The following is a 19,859-nucleotide window of genomic DNA, read 5'->3' on the forward strand; positions in this document are numbered from 1 at the left end:
TTATGACCTCGGTGTAAGGAGTGCGATTATTATTGCGTCCGCGTTATCTTGATCCGAGCAACCGGGTTATCAAACTTATGCTGGCTAGTGAGCACTGAGTTTGCAAGGCCATCATCTTGACTAACCACACCTGGGTGCATTGCAACACGGTTAGTATCGTCGCGCATTTCGTTGTAACCTTCGCCTGAGTCAGCAGGACCAGGGATCGTGCCTTGTGCTTCAGAGTTAGCTTCTGTGCCTGCATCATAGGCAAAACTAGTGCGAGACAGTGACTCATTAACCGCTAACGAAGACACGTCTATAGCATTAAGACCGGTAAACGCGTCATTTGTATTCACCAACATGGTTGCTAAGCTGATTTTTAATGAATCAAGCTCACCTGTCGTCAGGGTCAATGTGATTCGCTCCCCAGGTGGTAATGGGCTTTCGTCGGAAGCTGCTTGCATTGTCATTTCTGCAGCGAGTAGCTCGCTGTTATCGCCGCCTTCAGCCATAATTTCAAGAGCTTCAGATGCTGGCTCGCCAATTTGCCAAAGCATGCCTTCTGTGTGAGCAATCACAGCAATGGGAGAAAATGGCTGGGCGGCAGTGAGGTTGACTACCTCCACCATAAATTGATGATTTGTCGCCACCTCACCCATTTCCATTGTCATTTCTTCAAGCGCTTCATCCATGTTGTCTGATGATTTATCTGAATCCCCACAGGCTGCAAGGCCGGCGCTCAATGCGAGGATAATTAAGCTTTTTGAAAAGCGCATAATAACCTCCTATTTAACCGTAACTGTTAGCATCGCAACTGGGTTTAACCATCTGTGTACTGTGTTATCGAGATCGCTCATCCCCGCTTCTAAATCGTCGTCACCTAAATTACCCGGATGAATATGCACCATCATATTTGTTTCGCTACTGGTGACGCCGCTGCCATTCATACCCGCATTGCCACCCGGTGCAGCAGGAATGCCTGGCGTGCCCGGCATGCCTGAGCCCTCAACAACAAGCTCATCATTGGCTTCGGTACCCGCATCATACGCATTGAGATAAACAGTATAGGTACCAGCTTCTGCTGGGATCATCCAACTATCTAAACCTACAAAGCCATCATTGGTAGGCAGTAGCATTGCTGTTAGAGATAAGTAGTTATTGCCATCCTTGGTGGATAAGCTAGCCATCGTTGAGCTTGCTGGTGCCAGTAAACCTTCAGCTGGGTTGGCAACCATATCGCTGTTTGCGGCTGTGGCTTCACTCATTAACGGCTCGAGATTGCCGCCCTCAGCCATCGTTTGTAAGGCTGTAGAAGCAGGCATTGCAACGCTGAAAAGTTTGTTGTCACTGTTATGAGCAGTAATGAGAATAGGGGTAAAGTGTAAACCTTGCGTGAGGTTAGTTAGTTTTATATCAAGCTCAGCAGCGTGGCTTGCAAGGCTGGTTACTGCGCATGCAGCGAACAAAGTTAAAGGTAAAGCTTTCATATTAGATTCCTGTTTTTGATGATTCAAAATCAGTATCGAATAGCAATATCCAGAAACCTTCACGAAGTTATCACATTTTTATCACAACGTTGATTACAGCCTTTTGTGTTGGTTGAGAGCTTTAAATTTAATCAATTTAGCTAGGGTAAAAGGTCATTAAGGTTTATAGTAGAGAAATAAACAGACCCATAACAAGGAATTTAAAATGGATGATAATCAAAAAGTTGAAATAATTGTGGCAGATAAAGAGCAGCGCATGTGGGCAATGTTTTGTCACTTAAGTGCCTTAGCTGGCTTGCTTTTCCCGTTCGGCTCGGTAATTGGGCCTTTGATTGTTTGGCTTGTAAAAAAAGAAGAAATGCCGCTCGTTGCAGAGCATGGCCGCAAGTCATTAAACTTTCAATTAACCATGATGATCGCCTACATTGTCTGCTTCATGCTGATGTTTGTTGTCGTTGGTGTCATTCTACTGCCATTGGTAGCGCTATTCTCATTAATTATGGTGGTAGTATCGGCGATTAAAGCCAACGATGGTAAAGAAGTTAAATACCCAATGGCGATAGAATTTATAAAGTAAGGTGGTTTGGGTATATTAAAAGCTCAGCCGTTTGCTGAGCTTTTTTATGTGATGTTTATGGCCTATTTATCGTTATTTCTCAGCGCGTTTATTTCCGCAACCTTATTACCTAGCTCTTCAGAATTAGTGATGACTGCTATGATAGCCAGTGGTGACTATCTACTTTGGTTGTTATGGCTAAGTGCAACCGTGGGCAATGTGCTTGGGAGTTGCGTGAATTATTGGCTGGGCACGCAAGTCATGCGATTTAAAGACCGCAAATGGTTTCCCGTTTCAGAAAAGTCGATAGACAAAGCCGAAAAGCAATTCAATAAGTACGGTATTTACAGTTTGTTGTTTGCTTGGCTGCCTATTGTCGGGGACCCTTTAACGGTTGTTGGCGGAATTTTTAGGGTCAAGTTTTCGCTCTTTTTGTTTCTCGTAACCCTAGGCAAAGGCGCACGTTATTTAGCTGTGCTTGCCTTTGCGGTAGGGCTAGAAAAACTATTTTAGCTTTTTTGCCAATCAAGTGTCAGTGATACTGAATCAGCAAAACGCAGCGCATGAGGTTTATCGACGCGCACTTTGGCATAGTGAACACTTTGATGCTGGTGGCAAATTGCTAAAATTTCAGCAACCAATTTTTCTAACAGCAAAAAGTGGCCTTCTTCGACAAGGCTGATCACTTCTTTGGTGATGGTCTTGTAGTTTAGCGCTTTATCAACCGCATCAGTCTCACAAGCTTGATCAGCAGGGTAATGAATTTCTAAATTAATCACTACATCTTGCTTTTTCTCACGTTCCTCAGGGTTAAAACCAATAAAGGTTCGTAGCCTGAGATTAGTGACATTAATAATTGCGTTGGCCATCGTTACCCTCTAACTAGTTGTAAGAACTCGTTACGGGTTTTTGGATCGGCTCTGAAGTTACCTAACATAACTGATGTACGCATACTCGAGTTTTGCTTTTCAACACCGCGCATCATCATACACATGTGCTTTGCTTCAACAATTACGCCAACGCCTTTCGCACCAGTCACTTCTTCAACCGCTTTAGCAATTTGGTGGGTTAGCTGTTCTTGAATTTGAAAACGACGAGCATACATGTCAACAATACGAGCAAACTTTGACAAGCCAAGTACTTTACCGTTTGGGATATAAGCAATATGACAGCGGCCAACGAACGGCAGTAAGTGATGTTCACACATAGAGTAAAGCTCAATGTCTTGGATCAATACCATATCATCGGCATCTGAAGTAAATACCGCATTGTTGGTGATTTCATCTAATGTTTGACGATAGCCTTTAGTCAGATACTCCATCGCTTTTGCAGCGCGCTTTGGTGTGTCGAGTAATCCTTCACGAGCAGGATCTTCACCCACTGCGCTAATTATTTGCTGGTAACTGTTTTTTAAATCATCGTGCATAGCTTTCTCAGTAATTCGTTATTTTAAATGTCTGCCACCATCAACAGGCATAGAACGACCTGTGATGTAGTGACTGTTTAGTAATAGTTCTACGCTGTTAATAATCTCGGCGCAGCCGGGCTCAATGCCCATTAGCGATTTCTTTAATGTTTTTGCTTTGTACTCGTCGCTGTCGTGTTCGTTAAAAATGATCAACGAAGGCGCAATTGCATTTACTTTAATGGCAGGTGCGAATTTAGCAGCAAACGACTTGGTTAAATTATCAAGCGCTGCTTTACTTGCAGCATAAGCTAGGTGTTTAGGACTGCCTTTCTCAACAACATAATCGGTTAAATGAATAATATCTGCGGCTTGGCCACTGTTTTGCTGATAATGTAATAGCAAGTCAGAGGCTGCTAAATTGATTAAATAGGGCGCTTTGGCGTGAATACGCATCATGTTGTCAAATAGGTCTGCGTAATCGTGGTTATTTGCTTCACAGTCCCAGCTAGACGCATTATGGATAATTGCTTTGAGTTGGTTGGTATGGGTTTTTAATTCTTCAATAAAATGCCCAATAGCTTGGTCATTATTAAAATCGGCATGGATACAAGTGGCACCTTTACCTGCAAGCACATCTATCGCTTCATGACGGGTACGGTAAGTTACTATTATTTCTTGCCCTTGCGCTAAAAAGTGCTCGGCCACAGCGAGTCCAATACGTTGGCCTGCGCCAGTAATTAAAATGGGCGATGACATAAACTAATATAAAACCTTAGATTTTTGATTTGAAAAGTAATGTATTTAACTGTAACAACTATAAACCAAATTACAGAACTATTTCACCTTTACTGCATTCATGTTGCCAAACATTCTACGCAATACTGGCAATCATAGATCAGTTGCCCGGTTTTCAGTCTCAGGCATAATAGCCATACTTGATACTTTTCTTTTTCATTATGCTTGCTGTCATTAAATCATTTAGCTGGCTACGAACCGTACCATGGCTATTTATTATCGCTGTTTATTGTACTTTATTGCTTTTGCAAGGCCCCGCTAATGCAGTGAGTAATTTTGTGACGCAATTGAGTATTGCTGCAACGATGGCGGTTGGCTCATTTGTCGCTGGTGGCACTGCTCTGGGAGGCGGTGCGGTAGCGTTTCCGGTAATGACCAAAATATTAGCGATAGAACCTGCGACAGCGAAAGTGTTTTCTCTTGCTATACAAAGCTTTGGTATGACAGCTGCTGCTTTAACAATTATTTTTAGCCGTATCCCTTATTACAAACAAGTGGTATTAATCGCGACGCCAATGGCTATTTTCGGCGCTATATTGAGTTTATTTTTCATTGCTGATCACTTACCAAGGTTAGCGGTGAAAGCGGTCTTTAGTGCACTATTATTATGTTTTGCGTTGACCTTAGCGTGGCGTATTTATCGCCGAGCTCAGCATATTTGTAGCCAGACAAAGATCACCGTAAATAAAACGCGAGTCGCGTTGATAGCTACGCTTGGTGGTGTTGCATCAGGATTGGTTGGGTCGGGCGCCGATATTGCTGTTTTTGCGCTGTTAGTTATTGCATATAACGCGAATATTCAACGTGCAACGGCAACCACAGTGATCATTATGGCTGTGACGTCTGTCGTAGCAAGTGTTATGAATTATTTTTACCTCGAGACTATTAACCCACAAATTCAAGCCTATCTATTAGCTGCTATTCCTGTTGTGGTGCTGGGCGCACCGCTAGGTGCTTATGTGTGTGCAAGAGTGAAAAGTGGGCAACTCATTAGCTTTTTACTGCTACTCATTGCCCTAGAAGTGTCGTTTACTATTTATGAATTATTGATCGTTATTTAAAGCGCATCGTAAACCGTTGGGATTGCTTGGCGCTTATGCTGAGTACGTAAGTAAATAGCTGTTAGCTTTTCTTCGACTTCATTGCTGACATCTTTACCTTCTAAGAAATCATCAATTTGATCGTAAGTTAAGCCAAGCGCTTCTTCATCGGTAAGGCCTGGGCGGTCACACTCTAAGTCAGCGGTTGGGGCTTTATGTACTAGTACAGCTGGCGCACCTAAGTGCTCAGCAAGCGCACGAACTTGGCGTTTTGATAAACCAAATAACGGTGCTAAATCACACGCTCCGTCACCAAATTTAGTGTAAAAGCCAGTGATGTTTTCTGCACTGTGATCGGTACCAACCACTAAGCCTTGACAGAAACCGGCAATTTCGTATTGCGCAACCATGCGTTGGCGCGCTTTTACATTACCTTTGATAAAGTCGATTTTAGCTTGCTCTGGTAATTCAGCATTACCACCAACAACTGCAGCCATTGCTTGCTCATGCATGCCATCTACAGCAGCTTTGATATTAACCGTCATACGCTTACTCGGTTGAATAAAATCAACCGCGAGTTGCGCTTCGTCTTCGTCTGCTTGTACGCCATAAGGTAAGCGTACTGCAATAAATTGATATTCGTTGGTGTTGTGCTCTTGGTTTAGTTCATCAACAGCTAATTGGCATAAACGGCCACAGGTTGATGAGTCAACACCACCACTGATCCCTAATACAAGTGAGCGAGAGTGCGCAGCAATAAGTCGGCTTTTAAGAAAGTTAACGCGACGGGTAATTTCCGCTTTTACATCAATAGTTGGTTGGACTTTCATTTCCGCCAGAATGTCGGCACGCATGGTAGAGCTCCTATTTTTCGTTATGGTTGTCAGCGTTTTATACATTATGTTACGGGCGTGATTTTTATTAAAGACCTAAATGCGCTTTTATTGCGTTAATTTGTTGCTTAAGATCTTCGATTTCGCTTCGTAATTGTTGCACTTCACTACTGTTGTCCTGAAAAGGCTCATTAGCTGCCATGTCTTCAGTAATGCTGTCTGGGTCTACAAATAAGTGCATGTAACGGCTTTCTCGTTTGCCTGGCTCTCGTGCTAAGCGTGCAACATATTCTTGCTCGATGAGTGCATTTAATGCTGCTTCGACTTCATTGACATTACTAAACTCAGCCAGTCGGTTGCTGCGAGTTCTTAGTTCTCCCGGTGTTTGCGGGCCTCGTAATAGTAACAAACAAATAATGGCGCGTTGCTGCCCACTAAATTGCAAACTGCCAAATTCGGTATTACAAAAGCGATGAGCATATTTATTTACACGCCCTGACAGTCCTTCATCAACCGTTACCAAGCGTGATGCAATAAGTTCATCAAGGGTATCTTGGACTTGCGCTTCAGTTAGAGACATTACTGGCTCACGGTTAGATTTTTGATTACATGCATTAGTAAGTGAGTTTAAAGATAATGGGTAATGTTCGGGTGTTGTACTTTGCTTTTCGAGTAAACAGCCAATAACGCGTTGTTGAATTGATGATAATTGCATGGTTTTACTCTCTTTCTTTATTCTTCAGTGCTTAGCCACACTGTTAACTTTTTATTGAGCGAGTCAAATTTAAGGGGCTTGGTGACGTAGTCGTTCATACCAGCGTTTAAACAACGTTCTTTGTCACCTTGCATTGCATTTGCTGTCAGTGCGACGATATTAACCCCTTGATGAGCTGCACCTGCTTTACCAGCACGAATGGCCCGTGTTGCTTGGTAACCATCCATTTCTGGCATTTGGCAATCCATTAACACTAAAAGATAAGGCCTTTGCTCACGACTTGAAAGTTTTGCAATTGCTTCAAGACCATTTTCGGCAATATCAAAACTAAGGCCTGCTTGTTTTAATAATGAGCCGGCGACCATCTGATTCACTTTATTATCTTCAACGAGCAAAACCTGTGACTCTGTATTACTGTTATTGGTTACAGCCTTGGTTATTAACGTTTCTTTACTGACTTGCTGCTGTTCAATGTACTTGTCATTTACTAGTGAATTAAATAAATCAGACTGTGTTAATGGTTTGAAGATAATACTCTCAACTTTTATTGTTTGTCTTGTTTGTTTTTCCGTAAGGTTCATTGGTGCCATCAGAATTCGTTTGCAGCTAGTGGCATTAAAGTACTTTAAGAACGCTTGTTGGTGCTCTTTTGTTGCGCTGCTATAAAACTGATAATCAACTAAAATGGCATCACAACCTTTATTGTCAGGCATTGAAGCAAAATTGAGTAAGCTTGACATATCGCTATATGCTTCTACTTCAGCACCCCACAACTGCAACTGTTTTTTGGTGATATTGATACTTAGCCTACAGTTATCAGCAATTAAAATATGCTTTTTATCTAAGATGTGGCTAGGTTCAGGTGCTTGTTTTGTGTGATCACGTTTAACTTTTACAGAAAAATTAAAGGTGCTGCCTTCCCCATATGAACTAATTACACTTACATCCCCCTCCATTAACTGGCAGAGCTGTTTTACAATCGCAAGCCCAAGTCCTGTCCCGCCGTATTGACGTGTGGTTGATGCATCTGCTTGTGTGAATGAGTCAAATAAGGTGGCTTGTTTTTCAGGTTTAATCCCAACGCCAGAATCAATAACAGAGCAGTTCAAAAACAACTCTTCGTCGCTTGTTTCGAGTTTGGCGATGACGATAATCTCACCATCTTTGGTGAATTTAACGGCATTACTCACTAAATTATTGATGATTTGTCTAATACGATTCGGGTCACTAATAATAAACCCATGATTAAGTTGTGTAGTATCTAACAGTAACTTGGTATTGTTTTGCTCTGCTTTGATAGCAAACGATTCAATCGTATCGCCAAGTAGTTTTAATACGTTGAAGCTCACATTTTCAATATCGAGTTTACCAGCCTCAATTTTAGAAAAGTCTAGAATATCATTAATGATATGCAGTAAAGACTCAGCCGATGATTGCGCCAAATCGATATGATGGCTTTGCTGGTTGTCTAATTTGGTTTGCTTAATGATATTGAGCATCCCAATCACGCCATTCATGGGTGTGCGGATCTCATGACTCATGCTCGCTAAAAATTCACTTTTGGCTTTTACTGCTTGTTCAGCTGCCTCTTTTGCTTGGACTAGCTGATGCTCAGTCTCTATACGGCGCTGACTTGCGTGTAAACTTCCAATTAACGCAGCAACAGCGATTAAAAAGCTCTCTTCATTTTTACTCCAATGTCTGCGGTTATGGCATTTTTCAGCGCACACTACCCCCATCGTTTTGCTTCCTGTTGGAATTATCACGGTGAGCATTGAGCGTATATTAAACCAATCTAGGTAATTGCTACGTAAATCGCTAGTCAGTGGGTGTTGCTGTGCATCACTGGCATTTATCACAGCGTGATTATTAATGGCATCAAAATAATTTTGAAATTCAATTTGTTGTAGTGATATTGCTTCACTAAATTCAGGCTGACTCTGGTCGTGAATCGCAAAGGTGTTGAGCGATTGACGATCGTCACTGAATAACCAAATACTCGCGCGATCAATATCGAATGCATGGCAAATAGCTTGCACAATGACATGTTTAGAAAGGTTAAGGTTACCTGTCAGTACAGCATCATTGACGGTTAATGATGCAAGGATCTCGTTATGTAAGGCGATCTTGTTATTTTCGAGCTCTACTCGCTTACGGGTATCAATATTTTGCAGTGAGCCAAATAATTTTATACAGCGGCCATTTTTATGCTCAGCTTCTCCGTGTAACAGTACCCAAACTTCATCACCTTCAGCAGTGATAATCTCTACTTGTGTTTCAAAACTTTCACCATGCTTAATTGCGCGCTCGTTAAGGCGGCGAATTTTTTCACGACTTTCACCGGCTTTGAAAAGAGTATAGTTAGTAGGCCATTCAGGCTGGACATTTAGGGGAAGCTTAAATATTTGCTTGGTCATGTCAGACCAATATACGGTTTTTTTCTCAAGGTTGAATGACCAAGCACCGACTTTGGCGAGGCTACTCATGGTTTCTAGCATTCGCTCGCTCTTGTGCTGTCGTTCAACCATACGTAAGAAGAATACTGAAGCGCCAGCAAACAAAATACAGAATGAAATAATGGCTAGTCTCAGTGGCCAAATTGCAGAGCTTGGAGGCTGCCATCCAGATTTAGGTGTGACATACATTTGCCACTCACCACCTGGAAAGTTAATTCTAAAACTCAGAGGGTTGGTGTTGAGCACGTCTTTAGAACCGTAAAAAAAGTCACCTTTTGAACCGCGGCCGTTGCGCCCTTGCAGCGCAACTTCATAATGTTGACTCAGTGCAATTAAACCTGAGTTACTGTAGATCTTATCTATATCGAGTACCACCGAGAGTAATCCCCAAAAAGTGAGCTCGGGTGGTGTGAATACGGGCATTCTTGCTATTAGCGCTTGGCCACCTTGCACCAGCTCTAATGGGCCAGCCATAACAATACGGTTTTCATCTCGTGCTCTAATTGCATCATCGCGTTGCCGAGGGGCTTCTAAAAAGTTTAGTCCAATAGATTTCTCATTCCCCGCAAGAGGGTAAGTCATCTGGATAATCATATCTGGGGCTGCGCCGATGTTTCTGAGCTCTGAGGAGGTTGAAAATAAGGGGCTAGCTATTTGCGTAAAGCGAGCTTGGTCTAAATTTGGCTCGGCAGCAACGGCAACAGCAAGGCCGCGCACAAGTTGAATGTTAGAAACCATCTTTGCTTCGAGTTCTGCGCGATAAGCGCTTATTTTCGCTAGTTCTTGAGAGCGAAAAGCATCTTTTTCACGATTGTAATTAATTTGCTCGATTAAAAGACCAATTACCACGATACAGGCAAGTGATAACCAGAAGGCTAGCTTCAATTTTTGTAGTTTTTTATTATCTGCTTCGGTCGCTAGCGGCATGAGAAATATCAGGTTTTATACTATCTACCTACTATAGACAATTTCTGTGGTAATTAACAATGAACAGCTAACCTAGGACGTTAAATTTAATTATTTGTATCGCAACACTATTTTTTCATAAAACTCAGGTTAATATACCAGGTTAATACAGTGTTAATTCAGCGCAAGGAAAATTGGCATGTTTAAGATAATCAAATGGTTACTCATAGGCCTGTTTGTATTGGTGTTACTGGCAACCGGGCTTGTTTATGGCGTATTAAATTTAAGTTTACCGGTACTTGATGGCCGGGGTAAAAGTGATGCTATTTCGCAATCAGTAAAGATTGAACGGGACTCCTTAGGGCAGGTTGTTATTCATGCCGAGAACCGTTTAGATGCGGCCTATGCCTTAGGCTTTGCTCATGGTCAGGACCGATTCTTTCAAATGGACTTACTGCGCCGCAATGCGGCAGGTGAACTTAGTGAGTTATTTGGTAAAGCTGCTGTTGGGCTTGATAAAAAAATGCGTTTTCATCAATTACGAAAACGTAGCCAGATTGCAGTCGCGCAATTACCTGCTAAAGATAAAGTGCTATTGCAAGCATATGCAAATGGAGTCAATGAAGGCCATGCACAAGTTGGCTATGATAGCTTTGAATATTTGCTCACTGGCGCTGAAGCAAAACCTTGGCAAAGTGAAGACAGCTTACTAATCATTTTTAGCATGTACTTAGATTTACAAACTGCTACGTTTGAGCGTGACCAAACGCTGATCGAAATCGAAGACCTATATGGCAAAGCGATGGTCGACTTTATTACTCAGCCAAGCCAATATCAAGCCGCGCTCGATAACAGTCAGCTTGCACCTTATAACGGCGGTATTCCTGCGCTTAAAGACGCTTTATGGGCTTCGACCGAGATTGCAAACCGTAAAGAGCTTGGTAGTAATAACTGGGCAGTCACTGGGCAGCTAACTGAAACGGGTGCTGCAATGCTATCTGACGATATGCACTTATCATTTGCAGTGCCAATTATTTGGTATCGTGCGCAGCTTAATTACCCATTAAATGGTGAAATGCAACAAATAACTGGTGTGTCATTACCCGGGGCTCCAGCCATTGTTGTTGGTACCAATAATAAAATAGCTTGGGGATTTACTAATGGTTATCTAGATACTGCCGATTGGATTGCTCTTGAGAGTAAAGAGAAAACTTGGCTGATAGATGAACCCATCTTACTTAATGATGGCAACGTTGAAAATTATGCTTTAACCATGAGTGAGTATGGCCCTGTTAAAGAAATTAACGGCAAACCTTATGCCTTAAGTTGGGTTGCTCACCATGAGTATGCGGTTGATATGGAGTTGCTTAAGCTTGAGCAAGCAAACAATGTTGATGATGCATTAACGCTTGCTGCGGACGTTGGTATTCCAGTACAAAACCTGATAGTTGTTGATGATAAAGGTAATGCTGCTTGGAAAAATATGGGAGCAGTTCCCGCTCGTAAAATGCCGCATCAATTAGCTGTTTCTGAGCAAGCGTATCCTGCTGCTTGGCATGAAAACGAAACGCAGCGTCCATTTGTAAAAAACCCAGAAAGTGGTCGGTTATGGACAGGAAACTCACGGGTTGTTTCTGCGCAAGATAATCAGCGTTTTGGTAATGGTGGCTATGCAATGGGGGCTCGCTCTGCACAAATTCGCGATCGCTTATTTGAAAAACAGCAGTTCAACGAACAAGATTTTTATGACTTACAACATGATAACGAAGCACGCTTCTTAACTGCTTGGCATCAATTACTAGTCAAACAGCTTAGCGCTGCAGGCGATAAATATGCCTTATATTTAAATGAATTAAACAATTGGCAGGCGTGCGCTTGTAGTGACTCAGTTGGCTATACCTTGGTAAAACGTTATCGCAGTGAAGTGATCAATGGTTTATTTAGTCCAATTGAGAATAAGCTAAAAGCTCTCGATAGTAGCTTAAAGCCAGTAAAACGAGACTTAGAGCCTGCCGTTTGGCAACTTATCAAAGCTCAGCCTCAAACATGGTTAAATCCTAAGTACGAAAATTGGCAGCAACAAATGTTAGGCGCCTTTGATCGCGTGATTACTAAACTCACAGAGCAGTACGGCAACAATCCACACAGTTGGCAATGGGGTAAGGTCAACGAATTAGTGATTGAGCACCCGTTTGCCAAACAAATACCCGTACTTAAAAGCTTGTTAAATATGCCTGTAGCCCCTGGTTTTGGTGATACCTTTATGCCTGCGGTACAAGGGCGAAGCTTTGGTGCTTCGCAGCGTTTTATTGTACAACCAGGACACTTAGATAATGCCATTATGGCTATACCTGGTGGTCAATCGGGACATCCATTGTCGGAATTTTATAGAGCTGGATTCAACGACTATGTCAGCAATGGTTTAACGCCATTATTGCCTCAAGAGATTGCTCACAGTATCACCATTGATGCGGTTAATTAACCGCATCAGCATCCTTAAAAGCAGGACATTCTCCCTTGGCAACGGTCGTTTGGTTGCGTCCTGCATGCTTGCTTCTATAAAGAGCCTCATCGGCATGTTGCAACATTTTTTCTATCGAAGCGAGTGGTTGCCACTCAATGAGTCCAAAGCTCATAGTTACATTGATATCAGGGAAATCAGGATGCGCTTCTAGCTCGGCGATTTTTATACGCAAAGTTTCAATTTTTGCGTAGGCTTGTTTTGCATCTGTATTGGTTAATAATAATAAAAATTCTTCGCCGCCCCAGCGTACAGCAATATCTTCATCATTGATGAATTGGCTAATTAGTTTGGCAACATTAATGAGTATCGTATCACCCTTATCATGGCCGTAGTTGTCATTGATATTTTTAAACTTATCGATATCTGCCATAACAATACAAATATTGCTATCTTGCTCAATACTTTTCTTATGTGCTGAGGTAATTAATTTTTTTGCAAAACGACGATTATAAAGTTTGGTGAGAGGATCGCGGGCTGCCATTTCTGTTAACTCAATTCGTTGTGATATGGTGATTTCTCTAATTAAACCCATGCCGTATACCATGGGTAAGCCAGCAATAATAATATTTATCACATTAACGTGTGGAAGTAATTCTGGGTAAGCAAAGCTGTACTGAACGTCCGCAAAAAACACATAGAGAAGGGCGAATGTGGCAATCATTACTAAGCTATAGATTGCCGCTCGTTTAAAAGTTAATTGGTAGTCGATCATTAAAATACAAGAGACTGTCCACAAGTAAAACTGAAACCCCGCACCTAAACCAAGGGTGGCACAGACAATCACAGCATGAATAATTACTTCAAGGCAAAATACTCGAAGTGCCAGGGAAGTCAGTCCTTGCTTAATTAAAAAGATGCCGCTGGCCCAAGCGAGAACACTCAAAATATTAACTAAAGCAAGCATGTTTGCACCTATATGGGCAAACGCGGGGATTAGCAAGACATGAACAATGAGCGCGAAATAGGCAATTTTACAAATAATTAGAAACTTAACGTGCTCAATCTCTTCTAAGCCAGATTGCTTTGATTGTTTTAGTAGACGTTTGATCAATCCCACCTCAAATACACATGGAGTGTAGCGTAATTATAGATGAAAAGTTGAGCAATGCAGGTTTATAATTGATCGCTTTTGCTGTGTAAACGCTTGCAGCGAATGTTTATCAGTGAAGATAAGCGTTTGTTCACATCACGTTTGTTAAGCTTTGGGTCTTGGCAGAGTGGGGATTTGATGCCACTCTAGTTAAAGCTAATCTAGAAACATGCTGACTGAATGTTTGCTTTGCTTGTTATCTCGTGCCTAAAAAAGGAGTATCTATGCCGGCCGAAAAAACGCATTTAGAGATCTGTAATCTAACTAAAGAACAGTACCCACAAATAAAAACTCTTATGGACCAAGCATATCCAGGGCTTGGCGGTGCATGGCCAAGCCACACCATTTTTAGGCTGATAGATCAGTTTCCAGAAGGACAAATAGGCATTGTTGACGATGGTGTTTTAGTGGGCATCGCGTTAAGTGTTCAGGTAGATTACGCTCGTTTTTCGAACCCGCATACCTATGAAGATATTGTTGATGGCCATGACCGAGTATTTAGTGACCCTGAAGGCGATGCGCTTTATGGTTTAGATGTGGTTATATCATCAACTCACCGAGGGATGCGACTTGGGCGCCGCTTATACGATGCACGTAAAGAGCTGTGCCGTCAGTATAACTTACGCGCTATTTTAGCGGGTGGGCGAATTCCGCGTTATTACAATCACAGTGCAGAAATGTCGCCAATGGAGTACATCGAAAAAGTTGACCACAAAGAGCTTTATGATCCGATTTTAAGTTTTCAGCTTTCTAATGACTTCCAAGTAAAACGTTTACTCAAAAAGTACCTTCCTGAAGATCAAGAATCTGTCGGTTATGCCACTTTACTAGAGTGGAATAACATTATGTTTGAGCCGACTGATACGGTACTTGAGTCAACCAAGTCAATTGTCCGAGTCGGTGCCGTACAATGGCAAATGCGTTGTGTTGAGTCTGTTGAAGAGCTTCTCAAACAGGTGGAGTATTTTGTTGATACGGTATCTGATTATAAAAGTGACTTTATTCTGTTTCCGGAATTCTTCAATGCGCCATTAATGGGCCTCACTGAGCAAAGTAATCAAACTGAGGCAATTCGTTATTTAGCGGAGTACACAGAAACTTTTCGTGATGCAATGTCGCGTATGGCAGTTGAATATAATGCCAATATTATCACCGGGTCTATGCCGCTAGCTGAAGGCGATAAGATTTATAATGTCAGCTATTTATGTCACCGAAGCGGTAAGATTGATGAGCAGCGTAAAATTCATATTACGCCTCACGAACAAAATGACTGGGTGATCCAAGGGGGTGACAAAATTGCTGTATTTGAAACAGATGCAGGTCGTGTCGGTATTCAAATTTGTTACGATGTCGAGTTTCCTGAGCTTTCACGTATTCTTGCAAAGCAAGGGTTGGATATCTTATTTGTGCCATTTTGGACTGATACTAAAAACAGTTACCTACGTGTTCGTCATTGTGCACAAGCGCGTGCAATTGAAAATGAATGTTATGTTGTGATTGCGGGTTCTGTTGGTAATTTACCTGAGGTAGAGAGTTTAGATGTACAGTATTCTCAATCGGCTGTTCTTACCCCTTCTGATTTTTCGTTTCCGCATGATGCAACCTTGAATGAAGCAACACCTAATACTGAAATGCTGTTATTCAGTGATCTAGATATGGATAAGCTGAAAATCCTTCACAGTGAAGGTACAGTTAGAAACTTAAAAGACCGCCGTGAAGACTTATATGACGTGATCTTGAAAAAACGAGACCAATAATGGCGTGGTTGTATTTAATTGTTGCTGGACTGCTAGAGATTGGCTGGCCAGTTGGTCTTAAAATGTCTCAAGAAGCTGACAGTCGATGGTTAGGTATTGCGATAGCCGTTGCCTTTATGGTCGCAAGTGGCTTTATGTTGTGGTTGGCGCAAAAAGATATCCCAATGGGAACATCCTATGCTGTATGGACTGGTATAGGGGCAGCAGGCACCTTCTTGGTGGGTTTTTTATTTTATGGTGATGCTGCGACATTTGGCCGCATTGCCGGAGTACTTTTAATAATAAGTGGTGTGATAACTCTTAAAATTAGTCATTAACGAAATTAAAAGCGGCATAGCCGCTTTTTTAATGACAAAAATGTAACTAATTAGGTAGCATAACAAGAATGGCTGCCAGTGCAATTAACAGAAGCCCTGCTGTATCTTGGCGTTTTAATGGCTGCTTTAGCCAAAGTATCGATACCATAATGGTAAAGAAAACTTCAACTTGTCCTAGTGTTTTTACATAAGCAACGTGCTGCAAACTCATAGCACTAAACCAACCTATCGAGCCTAAGCAGCTACAAACACTGACTGCCGTGGTAGTGCCTTTGTGATGCCACATCTTTTTAAACGTATCGCGCTCTTTGAATGCAATATACACGCACAGCATCAACGTTTGTAAGCTAATTATCAGCAGCAATACCCACGCAGCTGAGTGCGGGAAAGTCAGTCCTGAATTTAAGCTTGCCTCACGGATCCATGAAGATGAAAGCGCAAATGAAGTGCCACAAGCCAGCCCAAGTAGGGCAGTGCCTAAATTAAAGTGTTTAACATTCGCGATGCCACTCAATAGCAGTACGGCGATAGCACCAATAAATACCCCAATCCAGCCAAGTAATGAAAGTGCAGAGCCAAAAAACATAACACCTAAAATCGCTGCCATTAGCGCTTCACTTTTGGCAAGCCCGGCACCCACAGCAAAGTTATTCATTTTAAAAAGCTTTACCATCAAACCAGTGGCAACGATTTGAACAATACTGGCACCAACAATGTAGCTAATAAAAGCTAAGTTAAAGTCAGGAAAAGCTGCATCTTGGTATTGATATAGTGCTAATAAATAAAGGGCCGCTATAGGACTGGCAACAATGAAGCGAGCAAGTGTTACCCCAGCAACACTGACCGTCGCACTGAGTTTACTTTGCAGCGCATTGCGCCATGACTGCATAAATGCTGCAAAAATGGTTAAGAAAATCCAAGTCATATTGAAAATAAATTAATTAGGAGAGGCAATTAGAGTAACAAAACCAAAGAATGAGAGCATTAGCTTATCGACCAACTTGAGAAAAACTCAGCTGTGACAATATGCCGCAGGGCTTTTAGGTAAGCATTAGGCTATAGTGACAATGATGCTATTGCTGGCCGCTGCTGTTATAAGTAGCGGCTTTTTTTTGTTTACGATAGGGTAGAGAGTAATTTAAACAAGATAAGGAAATATCATGACAACACTGATTATCTGCGCACTCATCGCAGTACTCATTCCCTATTTAGCTAAAGCACCTGTGGCTTTTGCACAAAATAAGTTGTCAGGCTATGACAACAAGCACCCACGTGAACAACAAGCAAAACTAACCGGCTTTGGTGCTCGTGCATTGGCTGCACACCAAAATAGCTTTGAATCGTTGATTATTTTTGCAGTAGCGCTGGCGGTCGTAATCGGTAGCAATAATATCTATCAGGTGACTGAAACCCTTGCGATTATGCATGTTATTGCCCGTGTGTTGTATTGTATTTTTTACTACTTAAACCAGGATATTTTGCGCTCACTAGTCTGGCTAGTGGGTTATGTTTGTGCTGTGGCTATGATTGCACTTTGCCTCTAGTCACAAGGCTATGAGTTAAAAACCACAAAGCAAGCGGCTTAAATAAGGCGCTTGCTTTAGGGTCTTAAGTTGTTACTGCTTATTTCGAGCTAACTTTAATTTTCTCAATTAAATCATTTGCTTGATATTTTTCGTCTAAGGCAAAGTCGAGTTGTACTAAGGCGTTTTTAAAGCCAGATTCAGATGGCGCATATTGCCATTGTTTTAAGGCTCTTTTCGCTTCTCGATTGAAAACATCTTCAGGCTCCGCACTTACAACACTAACATTGCTGGTGGCGCCACTTGGTAAAATATCGTATTTCAAAACGACTGAACCGCTAATGCCTTGCTCTGCAGCTTGAATTGGGTATATCGGCTCTACGCGCATAACCGCTTGATAGTCTTTTGTCTTTTCAACTGACATAGGCTGTTTTGCAATGGCAAAGCTGCTAAGCATGCCCGCTGTAAAAATAACTAACGCTGTTTTTGCAATAAATGAGCTGTTATCGATCTGCTTTATTTGATTTAGACGTTGTAACATGGTGTTTTTATCTCCGTATTGTGAATAAGCCATTAAGCCTGCTCTACTAAAGCTTGCACAGTGCACTAATGCCTTACTGTATAAAATTCGTTGTTCTGTCGATTTATTTTTGAGCACTTGCTCATCACATGAAAGCTCTTGTATACGGCGCAAGCTCGCATAACCAAGCCACGCAAGAGGGTTAAACCACAGCAAAATAGTGGCACTTAAAGCGATGGCGTTTATTAGGTTGTCTTTGCGTTTAATGTGCACTGATTCATGTTCTAAAATAAGTGCTAAAGCAAGGTTGTCGTAGTGACTATGGTAATTTGTTGGCAGCACTAACTTGGTGTTAATAACGCCCACAACCATAGGTGAACTTATTTGTTTACTTTGATATAAGCACAGACTTTGGATACTGTGATGGTCGACTGTAATCTGCTCTAATTGCAGTTTGGCTAAAAAGCGGTAATGAAAGTAAACGGCAGTGAGTAGCAGCGCAGCAGTTACAAGGGCATAAACAGCGAACCAAGTTGGTGTAAATTGCGGCATTATTGCTGTGTTTGGCGTGATAGTCAGCTTACTGATAAAGTTGTTTTGTATCGGCTTTAAGTGATCTGGTAGGTTCGCTAAAAATAAACCAATAGGTAAAAGCGCCCAAAGTGTATAAACCAAGCGTGCCGACAGCTGACTTAGTAGCTTTCGCTCTAGCAGCAATAAAAACATAATTGCAGATGAGATCAAAAGCTGTTGATCTAACAGCCAATTAAAAAATGCATCTAACATAACAAAGCCTTACTTTTGCTGTTTTTCCCAATCATCAATGACCTTTTTTAGCTCATCAATATCATGTTGCGAGAGTTGCTCTGATTTAGCAAAACCACTCACTAATGGCGCAATACGGCCATTAAAGAAGCGTTCAATAAAGCTTTGGCTTTCTTTTAATGTGTATTCTTCACGGGCGATGCAAGGGGTGTAGTTATATTGGCGACCTTGTTTTTCGAAGCTTATTGCGCCTTTTTTAACTAAACGGCTCAACAGTGTTTTAATGGTTTTTTCGTGCCATTCTTTATCGTCACTTAAACGCGCAATTACTTCACTTGCAGTGGCAGGGTAGCCAAGCCATACCGCATCTAATACTTCGAATTCTGCTTTAGAAAGTTCAATCATTTTTATACCTACAGATGTAATCTTTATTTTAAGATTACACTTGTAATCAATTAATGCAAACTTTTTTTGTTAGAGAATGTCACTTTTTTTGATACTGACTATGTGCCCTTCGGGCAAATTCAGCGTGGTGAGTGAAAGCTTTGCGATATCTGTGCGGTAAAGGTCTATGACTTTGTAGCCACAATAACGTGTCATTTTTCGTATTTGCCGGTTTAAGCCTTGTTTTAAGACGATGTAAAACTGCGTTTCGGTCACTTGAGTCACCTCACAAGGAAGGGTTATTTGCTTATCTACGGGTACGCCATCTGCCATTTTGTCACAGAAGACGCCATCAAGAGGCTTATCTACCGTAACTAAATAGCGTTTGGGTTGATGATAATCAGGGTGGATCAGTTGATTACAAAACTCACCGTCATTGGTCAAAATTAACAAACCTCGGGAGTCTTTGTCGAGCCGGCCAATTGGGTAAACGCGAGTGGTTTTAGGCAGACTATGAATAAGACTGGTTGGGTCGTCAGCATTTAATTTGCAATCAATACCAACGGGTTTGTGATACGCAAAGTAGGTTAGTGGCGCTTTTTCTGAAATTTTTTCGCCACGTACAATCACATCATCATGTTCATCAACGTGATCTATATGATTTGCAGCACGGCCATTTACTGTTACCTCACCTTGATCTATCAAGCGCGATGCTTGTTTTCGAGAGCAAACACCTGCATGGGCAATAAATTTGGCAAGTCGTACTTTTTCAGTCATGAGTGATTTTTGTACAATTAATTT

The 19,859-nt window shown here is 41.7% G+C and carries 20 protein-coding genes; 7 read left to right on the top strand and 13 right to left on the bottom strand.

What is annotated here, in order from left to right:
* Positions 1 to 29: 29 nt before the first annotated feature.
* Both HCZ11_RS15070 and HCZ11_RS15075 read right to left on the bottom strand, forming a co-directional pair.
* Entirely contained in the window at positions 30 to 758 is a 729-nt protein-coding gene (locus HCZ11_RS15070; RefSeq protein WP_167658799.1) for a spondin domain-containing protein, read from the bottom strand.
* Positions 759 to 767: 9 nt separating this feature from the next.
* On the bottom strand, positions 768 to 1,469 hold the full coding sequence (locus HCZ11_RS15075; RefSeq protein WP_130050065.1) for a spondin domain-containing protein: 702 nt from the start codon (positions 1,467 to 1,469) through the stop codon (positions 768 to 770).
* A gap of 205 nt (positions 1,470 to 1,674) precedes the next feature.
* On the opposite strand from HCZ11_RS15075, the gene HCZ11_RS15080 reads away from it, so the two are divergent.
* Both HCZ11_RS15080 and HCZ11_RS15085 read left to right on the top strand, forming a co-directional pair.
* Positions 1,675 to 2,046 (top strand): DUF4870 domain-containing protein, encoded by a 372-nt coding sequence (locus HCZ11_RS15080; RefSeq protein WP_167658800.1) that lies wholly within the window; start codon positions 1,675 to 1,677, stop codon positions 2,044 to 2,046.
* A 57-nt stretch (positions 2,047 to 2,103) separates the two neighbouring features.
* The gene (locus HCZ11_RS15085) at positions 2,104 to 2,538 is read left to right on the top strand and encodes a YqaA family protein (RefSeq protein WP_167658820.1); all 435 of its coding nucleotides are present in this window, start codon (positions 2,104 to 2,106) and stop codon (positions 2,536 to 2,538) included.
* Here HCZ11_RS15085 and folX read toward each other — a convergent pair.
* The 3 genes from folX to folM are packed head-to-tail and all read right to left on the bottom strand — an operon-like array spanning position 2,535 to position 4,189.
* A complete protein-coding gene (gene folX, locus HCZ11_RS15090) occupies positions 2,535 to 2,894 on the bottom strand; it encodes a dihydroneopterin triphosphate 2'-epimerase (protein WP_054554637.1) in 360 nt (119 codons plus the stop codon). The genes HCZ11_RS15085 and folX overlap by 4 nt on opposite strands.
* 2 nt (positions 2,895 to 2,896) lie before the next feature.
* Complete coding sequence (gene folE, locus HCZ11_RS15095) at positions 2,897 to 3,451, bottom strand: GTP cyclohydrolase I FolE (RefSeq protein WP_063700628.1); 555 nt, start codon at positions 3,449 to 3,451, stop codon at positions 2,897 to 2,899.
* Between the two features lie 18 nt (positions 3,452 to 3,469).
* Positions 3,470 to 4,189, bottom strand: a complete 720-nt coding sequence (folM, locus tag HCZ11_RS15100; RefSeq protein WP_167658801.1) for a dihydromonapterin reductase — start codon at positions 4,187 to 4,189, stop codon at positions 3,470 to 3,472.
* Positions 4,190 to 4,494: 305 nt separating this feature from the next.
* Here folM and HCZ11_RS15105 point away from each other — a divergent pair, with 305 nt between their 5' ends.
* Positions 4,495 to 5,289, top strand: a complete 795-nt coding sequence (locus HCZ11_RS15105; RefSeq protein ID WP_240701295.1) for a sulfite exporter TauE/SafE family protein — start codon at positions 4,495 to 4,497, stop codon at positions 5,287 to 5,289.
* Here HCZ11_RS15105 and nadE read toward each other — a convergent pair.
* From nadE to HCZ11_RS15120, 3 genes are all read right to left on the bottom strand, one after another.
* Positions 5,286 to 6,122: an ammonia-dependent NAD(+) synthetase gene (nadE, locus tag HCZ11_RS15110; protein WP_130050062.1), complete on the bottom strand. Its 837-nt coding sequence runs from the start codon at positions 6,120 to 6,122 to the stop codon at positions 5,286 to 5,288. The two genes, HCZ11_RS15105 and nadE, sit on opposite strands and share 4 nt — an antisense overlap.
* A gap of 67 nt (positions 6,123 to 6,189) precedes the next feature.
* Complete coding sequence (locus HCZ11_RS15115) at positions 6,190 to 6,816, bottom strand: YceH family protein (protein ID WP_167658802.1); 627 nt, start codon at positions 6,814 to 6,816, stop codon at positions 6,190 to 6,192.
* A gap of 17 nt (positions 6,817 to 6,833) precedes the next feature.
* Positions 6,834 to 10,199: an ATP-binding protein gene (locus tag HCZ11_RS15120; RefSeq protein ID WP_167658803.1), complete on the bottom strand. Its 3,366-nt coding sequence runs from the start codon at positions 10,197 to 10,199 to the stop codon at positions 6,834 to 6,836.
* A 178-nt stretch (positions 10,200 to 10,377) separates the two neighbouring features.
* Here HCZ11_RS15120 and HCZ11_RS15125 point away from each other — a divergent pair, with 178 nt between their 5' ends.
* Positions 10,378 to 12,660 carry a penicillin acylase family protein gene (locus tag HCZ11_RS15125; protein ID WP_167658804.1) on the top strand — a complete coding sequence of 761 codons (2,283 nt, stop codon included), beginning with the start codon at positions 10,378 to 10,380 and terminating at the stop codon, positions 12,658 to 12,660.
* Here HCZ11_RS15125 and HCZ11_RS15130 read toward each other — a convergent pair.
* Positions 12,653 to 13,753, bottom strand: coding sequence for a GGDEF domain-containing protein (locus tag HCZ11_RS15130; RefSeq protein ID WP_175580476.1), 1,101 nt, complete (start codon positions 13,751 to 13,753; stop codon positions 12,653 to 12,655). The genes HCZ11_RS15125 and HCZ11_RS15130 overlap by 8 nt on opposite strands.
* 263 nt (positions 13,754 to 14,016) lie before the next feature.
* On the opposite strand from HCZ11_RS15130, the gene HCZ11_RS15135 reads away from it, so the two are divergent.
* The gene (locus HCZ11_RS15135) at positions 14,017 to 15,549 is read left to right on the top strand and encodes a carbon-nitrogen hydrolase family protein (protein WP_130050058.1); all 1,533 of its coding nucleotides are present in this window, start codon (positions 14,017 to 14,019) and stop codon (positions 15,547 to 15,549) included.
* A complete protein-coding gene (locus HCZ11_RS15140) occupies positions 15,549 to 15,866 on the top strand; it encodes a multidrug efflux SMR transporter (protein WP_167658805.1) in 318 nt (105 codons plus the stop codon). The genes HCZ11_RS15135 and HCZ11_RS15140 overlap by 1 nt, the downstream gene beginning before the upstream one ends.
* 46 nt (positions 15,867 to 15,912) lie before the next feature.
* Here HCZ11_RS15140 and HCZ11_RS15145 read toward each other — a convergent pair whose 3' ends face one another.
* Positions 15,913 to 16,791: a DMT family transporter gene (locus HCZ11_RS15145; protein ID WP_175580477.1), complete on the bottom strand. Its 879-nt coding sequence runs from the start codon at positions 16,789 to 16,791 to the stop codon at positions 15,913 to 15,915.
* A gap of 235 nt (positions 16,792 to 17,026) precedes the next feature.
* Here HCZ11_RS15145 and HCZ11_RS15150 point away from each other — a divergent pair, with 235 nt between their 5' ends.
* Positions 17,027 to 17,410, top strand: coding sequence for an MAPEG family protein (locus tag HCZ11_RS15150; protein ID WP_130050055.1), 384 nt, complete (start codon positions 17,027 to 17,029; stop codon positions 17,408 to 17,410).
* Positions 17,411 to 17,489: 79 nt separating this feature from the next.
* Here the strand turns inward: HCZ11_RS15150 and HCZ11_RS15155 are convergent, their stop codons facing one another.
* The 3 genes from HCZ11_RS15155 to HCZ11_RS15165 form a co-directional block, all read right to left on the bottom strand.
* Positions 17,490 to 18,695 carry a TonB family protein gene (locus HCZ11_RS15155; RefSeq protein WP_167658807.1) on the bottom strand — a complete coding sequence of 402 codons (1,206 nt, stop codon included), beginning with the start codon at positions 18,693 to 18,695 and terminating at the stop codon, positions 17,490 to 17,492.
* A gap of 9 nt (positions 18,696 to 18,704) precedes the next feature.
* Positions 18,705 to 19,079 carry a BlaI/MecI/CopY family transcriptional regulator gene (locus HCZ11_RS15160; protein WP_167658808.1) on the bottom strand — a complete coding sequence of 125 codons (375 nt, stop codon included), beginning with the start codon at positions 19,077 to 19,079 and terminating at the stop codon, positions 18,705 to 18,707.
* Positions 19,080 to 19,148: 69 nt separating this feature from the next.
* The gene (locus HCZ11_RS15165; RefSeq protein ID WP_167658821.1) at positions 19,149 to 19,835 is read right to left on the bottom strand and encodes a pseudouridine synthase; all 687 of its coding nucleotides are present in this window, start codon (positions 19,833 to 19,835) and stop codon (positions 19,149 to 19,151) included.
* Between the last annotated feature and the right edge of the window lie 24 nt (positions 19,836 to 19,859).

Source organism: Pseudoalteromonas sp. HF66 (assembly GCF_011806445.1).
GTDB lineage: Bacteria > Pseudomonadota > Gammaproteobacteria > Enterobacterales > Alteromonadaceae > Pseudoalteromonas > Pseudoalteromonas apostichopi.

Bases quoted from the DNA above. Each gene is read 5' to 3' on its own strand.
- HCZ11_RS15070 (WP_167658799.1), bottom strand. From the start codon at position 758: ATGCGCTTTTCAAAAAGCTTAATTATCCTCGCATTGAGCGCCGGCCTT.
- HCZ11_RS15075 (WP_130050065.1), bottom strand. From the start codon at position 1,469: ATGAAAGCTTTACCTTTAACTTTGTTCGCTGCATGCGCAGTAACCAGC.
- HCZ11_RS15080 (WP_167658800.1), top strand. From the start codon at position 1,675: ATGGATGATAATCAAAAAGTTGAAATAATTGTGGCAGATAAAGAGCAG.
- HCZ11_RS15085 (WP_167658820.1), top strand. From the start codon at position 2,104: ATGGCCTATTTATCGTTATTTCTCAGCGCGTTTATTTCCGCAACCTTA.
- folX (WP_054554637.1), bottom strand. From the start codon at position 2,894: ATGGCCAACGCAATTATTAATGTCACTAATCTCAGGCTACGAACCTTT.
- folE (WP_063700628.1), bottom strand. From the start codon at position 3,451: ATGCACGATGATTTAAAAAACAGTTACCAGCAAATAATTAGCGCAGTG.
- folM (WP_167658801.1), bottom strand. From the start codon at position 4,189: ATGTCATCGCCCATTTTAATTACTGGCGCAGGCCAACGTATTGGACTC.
- nadE (WP_130050062.1), bottom strand. From the start codon at position 6,122: ATGCGTGCCGACATTCTGGCGGAAATGAAAGTCCAACCAACTATTGAT.
- HCZ11_RS15115 (WP_167658802.1), bottom strand. From the start codon at position 6,816: ATGCAATTATCATCAATTCAACAACGCGTTATTGGCTGTTTACTCGAA.
- HCZ11_RS15120 (WP_167658803.1), bottom strand. From the start codon at position 10,199: ATGCCGCTAGCGACCGAAGCAGATAATAAAAAACTACAAAAATTGAAG.
- HCZ11_RS15125 (WP_167658804.1), top strand. From the start codon at position 10,378: ATGTTTAAGATAATCAAATGGTTACTCATAGGCCTGTTTGTATTGGTG.
- HCZ11_RS15135 (WP_130050058.1), top strand. From the start codon at position 14,017: ATGCCGGCCGAAAAAACGCATTTAGAGATCTGTAATCTAACTAAAGAA.
- HCZ11_RS15140 (WP_167658805.1), top strand. From the start codon at position 15,549: ATGGCGTGGTTGTATTTAATTGTTGCTGGACTGCTAGAGATTGGCTGG.
- HCZ11_RS15145 (WP_175580477.1), bottom strand. From the start codon at position 16,791: ATGACTTGGATTTTCTTAACCATTTTTGCAGCATTTATGCAGTCATGG.
- HCZ11_RS15150 (WP_130050055.1), top strand. From the start codon at position 17,027: ATGACAACACTGATTATCTGCGCACTCATCGCAGTACTCATTCCCTAT.
- HCZ11_RS15155 (WP_167658807.1), bottom strand. From the start codon at position 18,695: ATGTTAGATGCATTTTTTAATTGGCTGTTAGATCAACAGCTTTTGATC.
- HCZ11_RS15160 (WP_167658808.1), bottom strand. From the start codon at position 19,079: ATGATTGAACTTTCTAAAGCAGAATTCGAAGTATTAGATGCGGTATGG.
- HCZ11_RS15165 (WP_167658821.1), bottom strand. From the start codon at position 19,835: ATGACTGAAAAAGTACGACTTGCCAAATTTATTGCCCATGCAGGTGTT.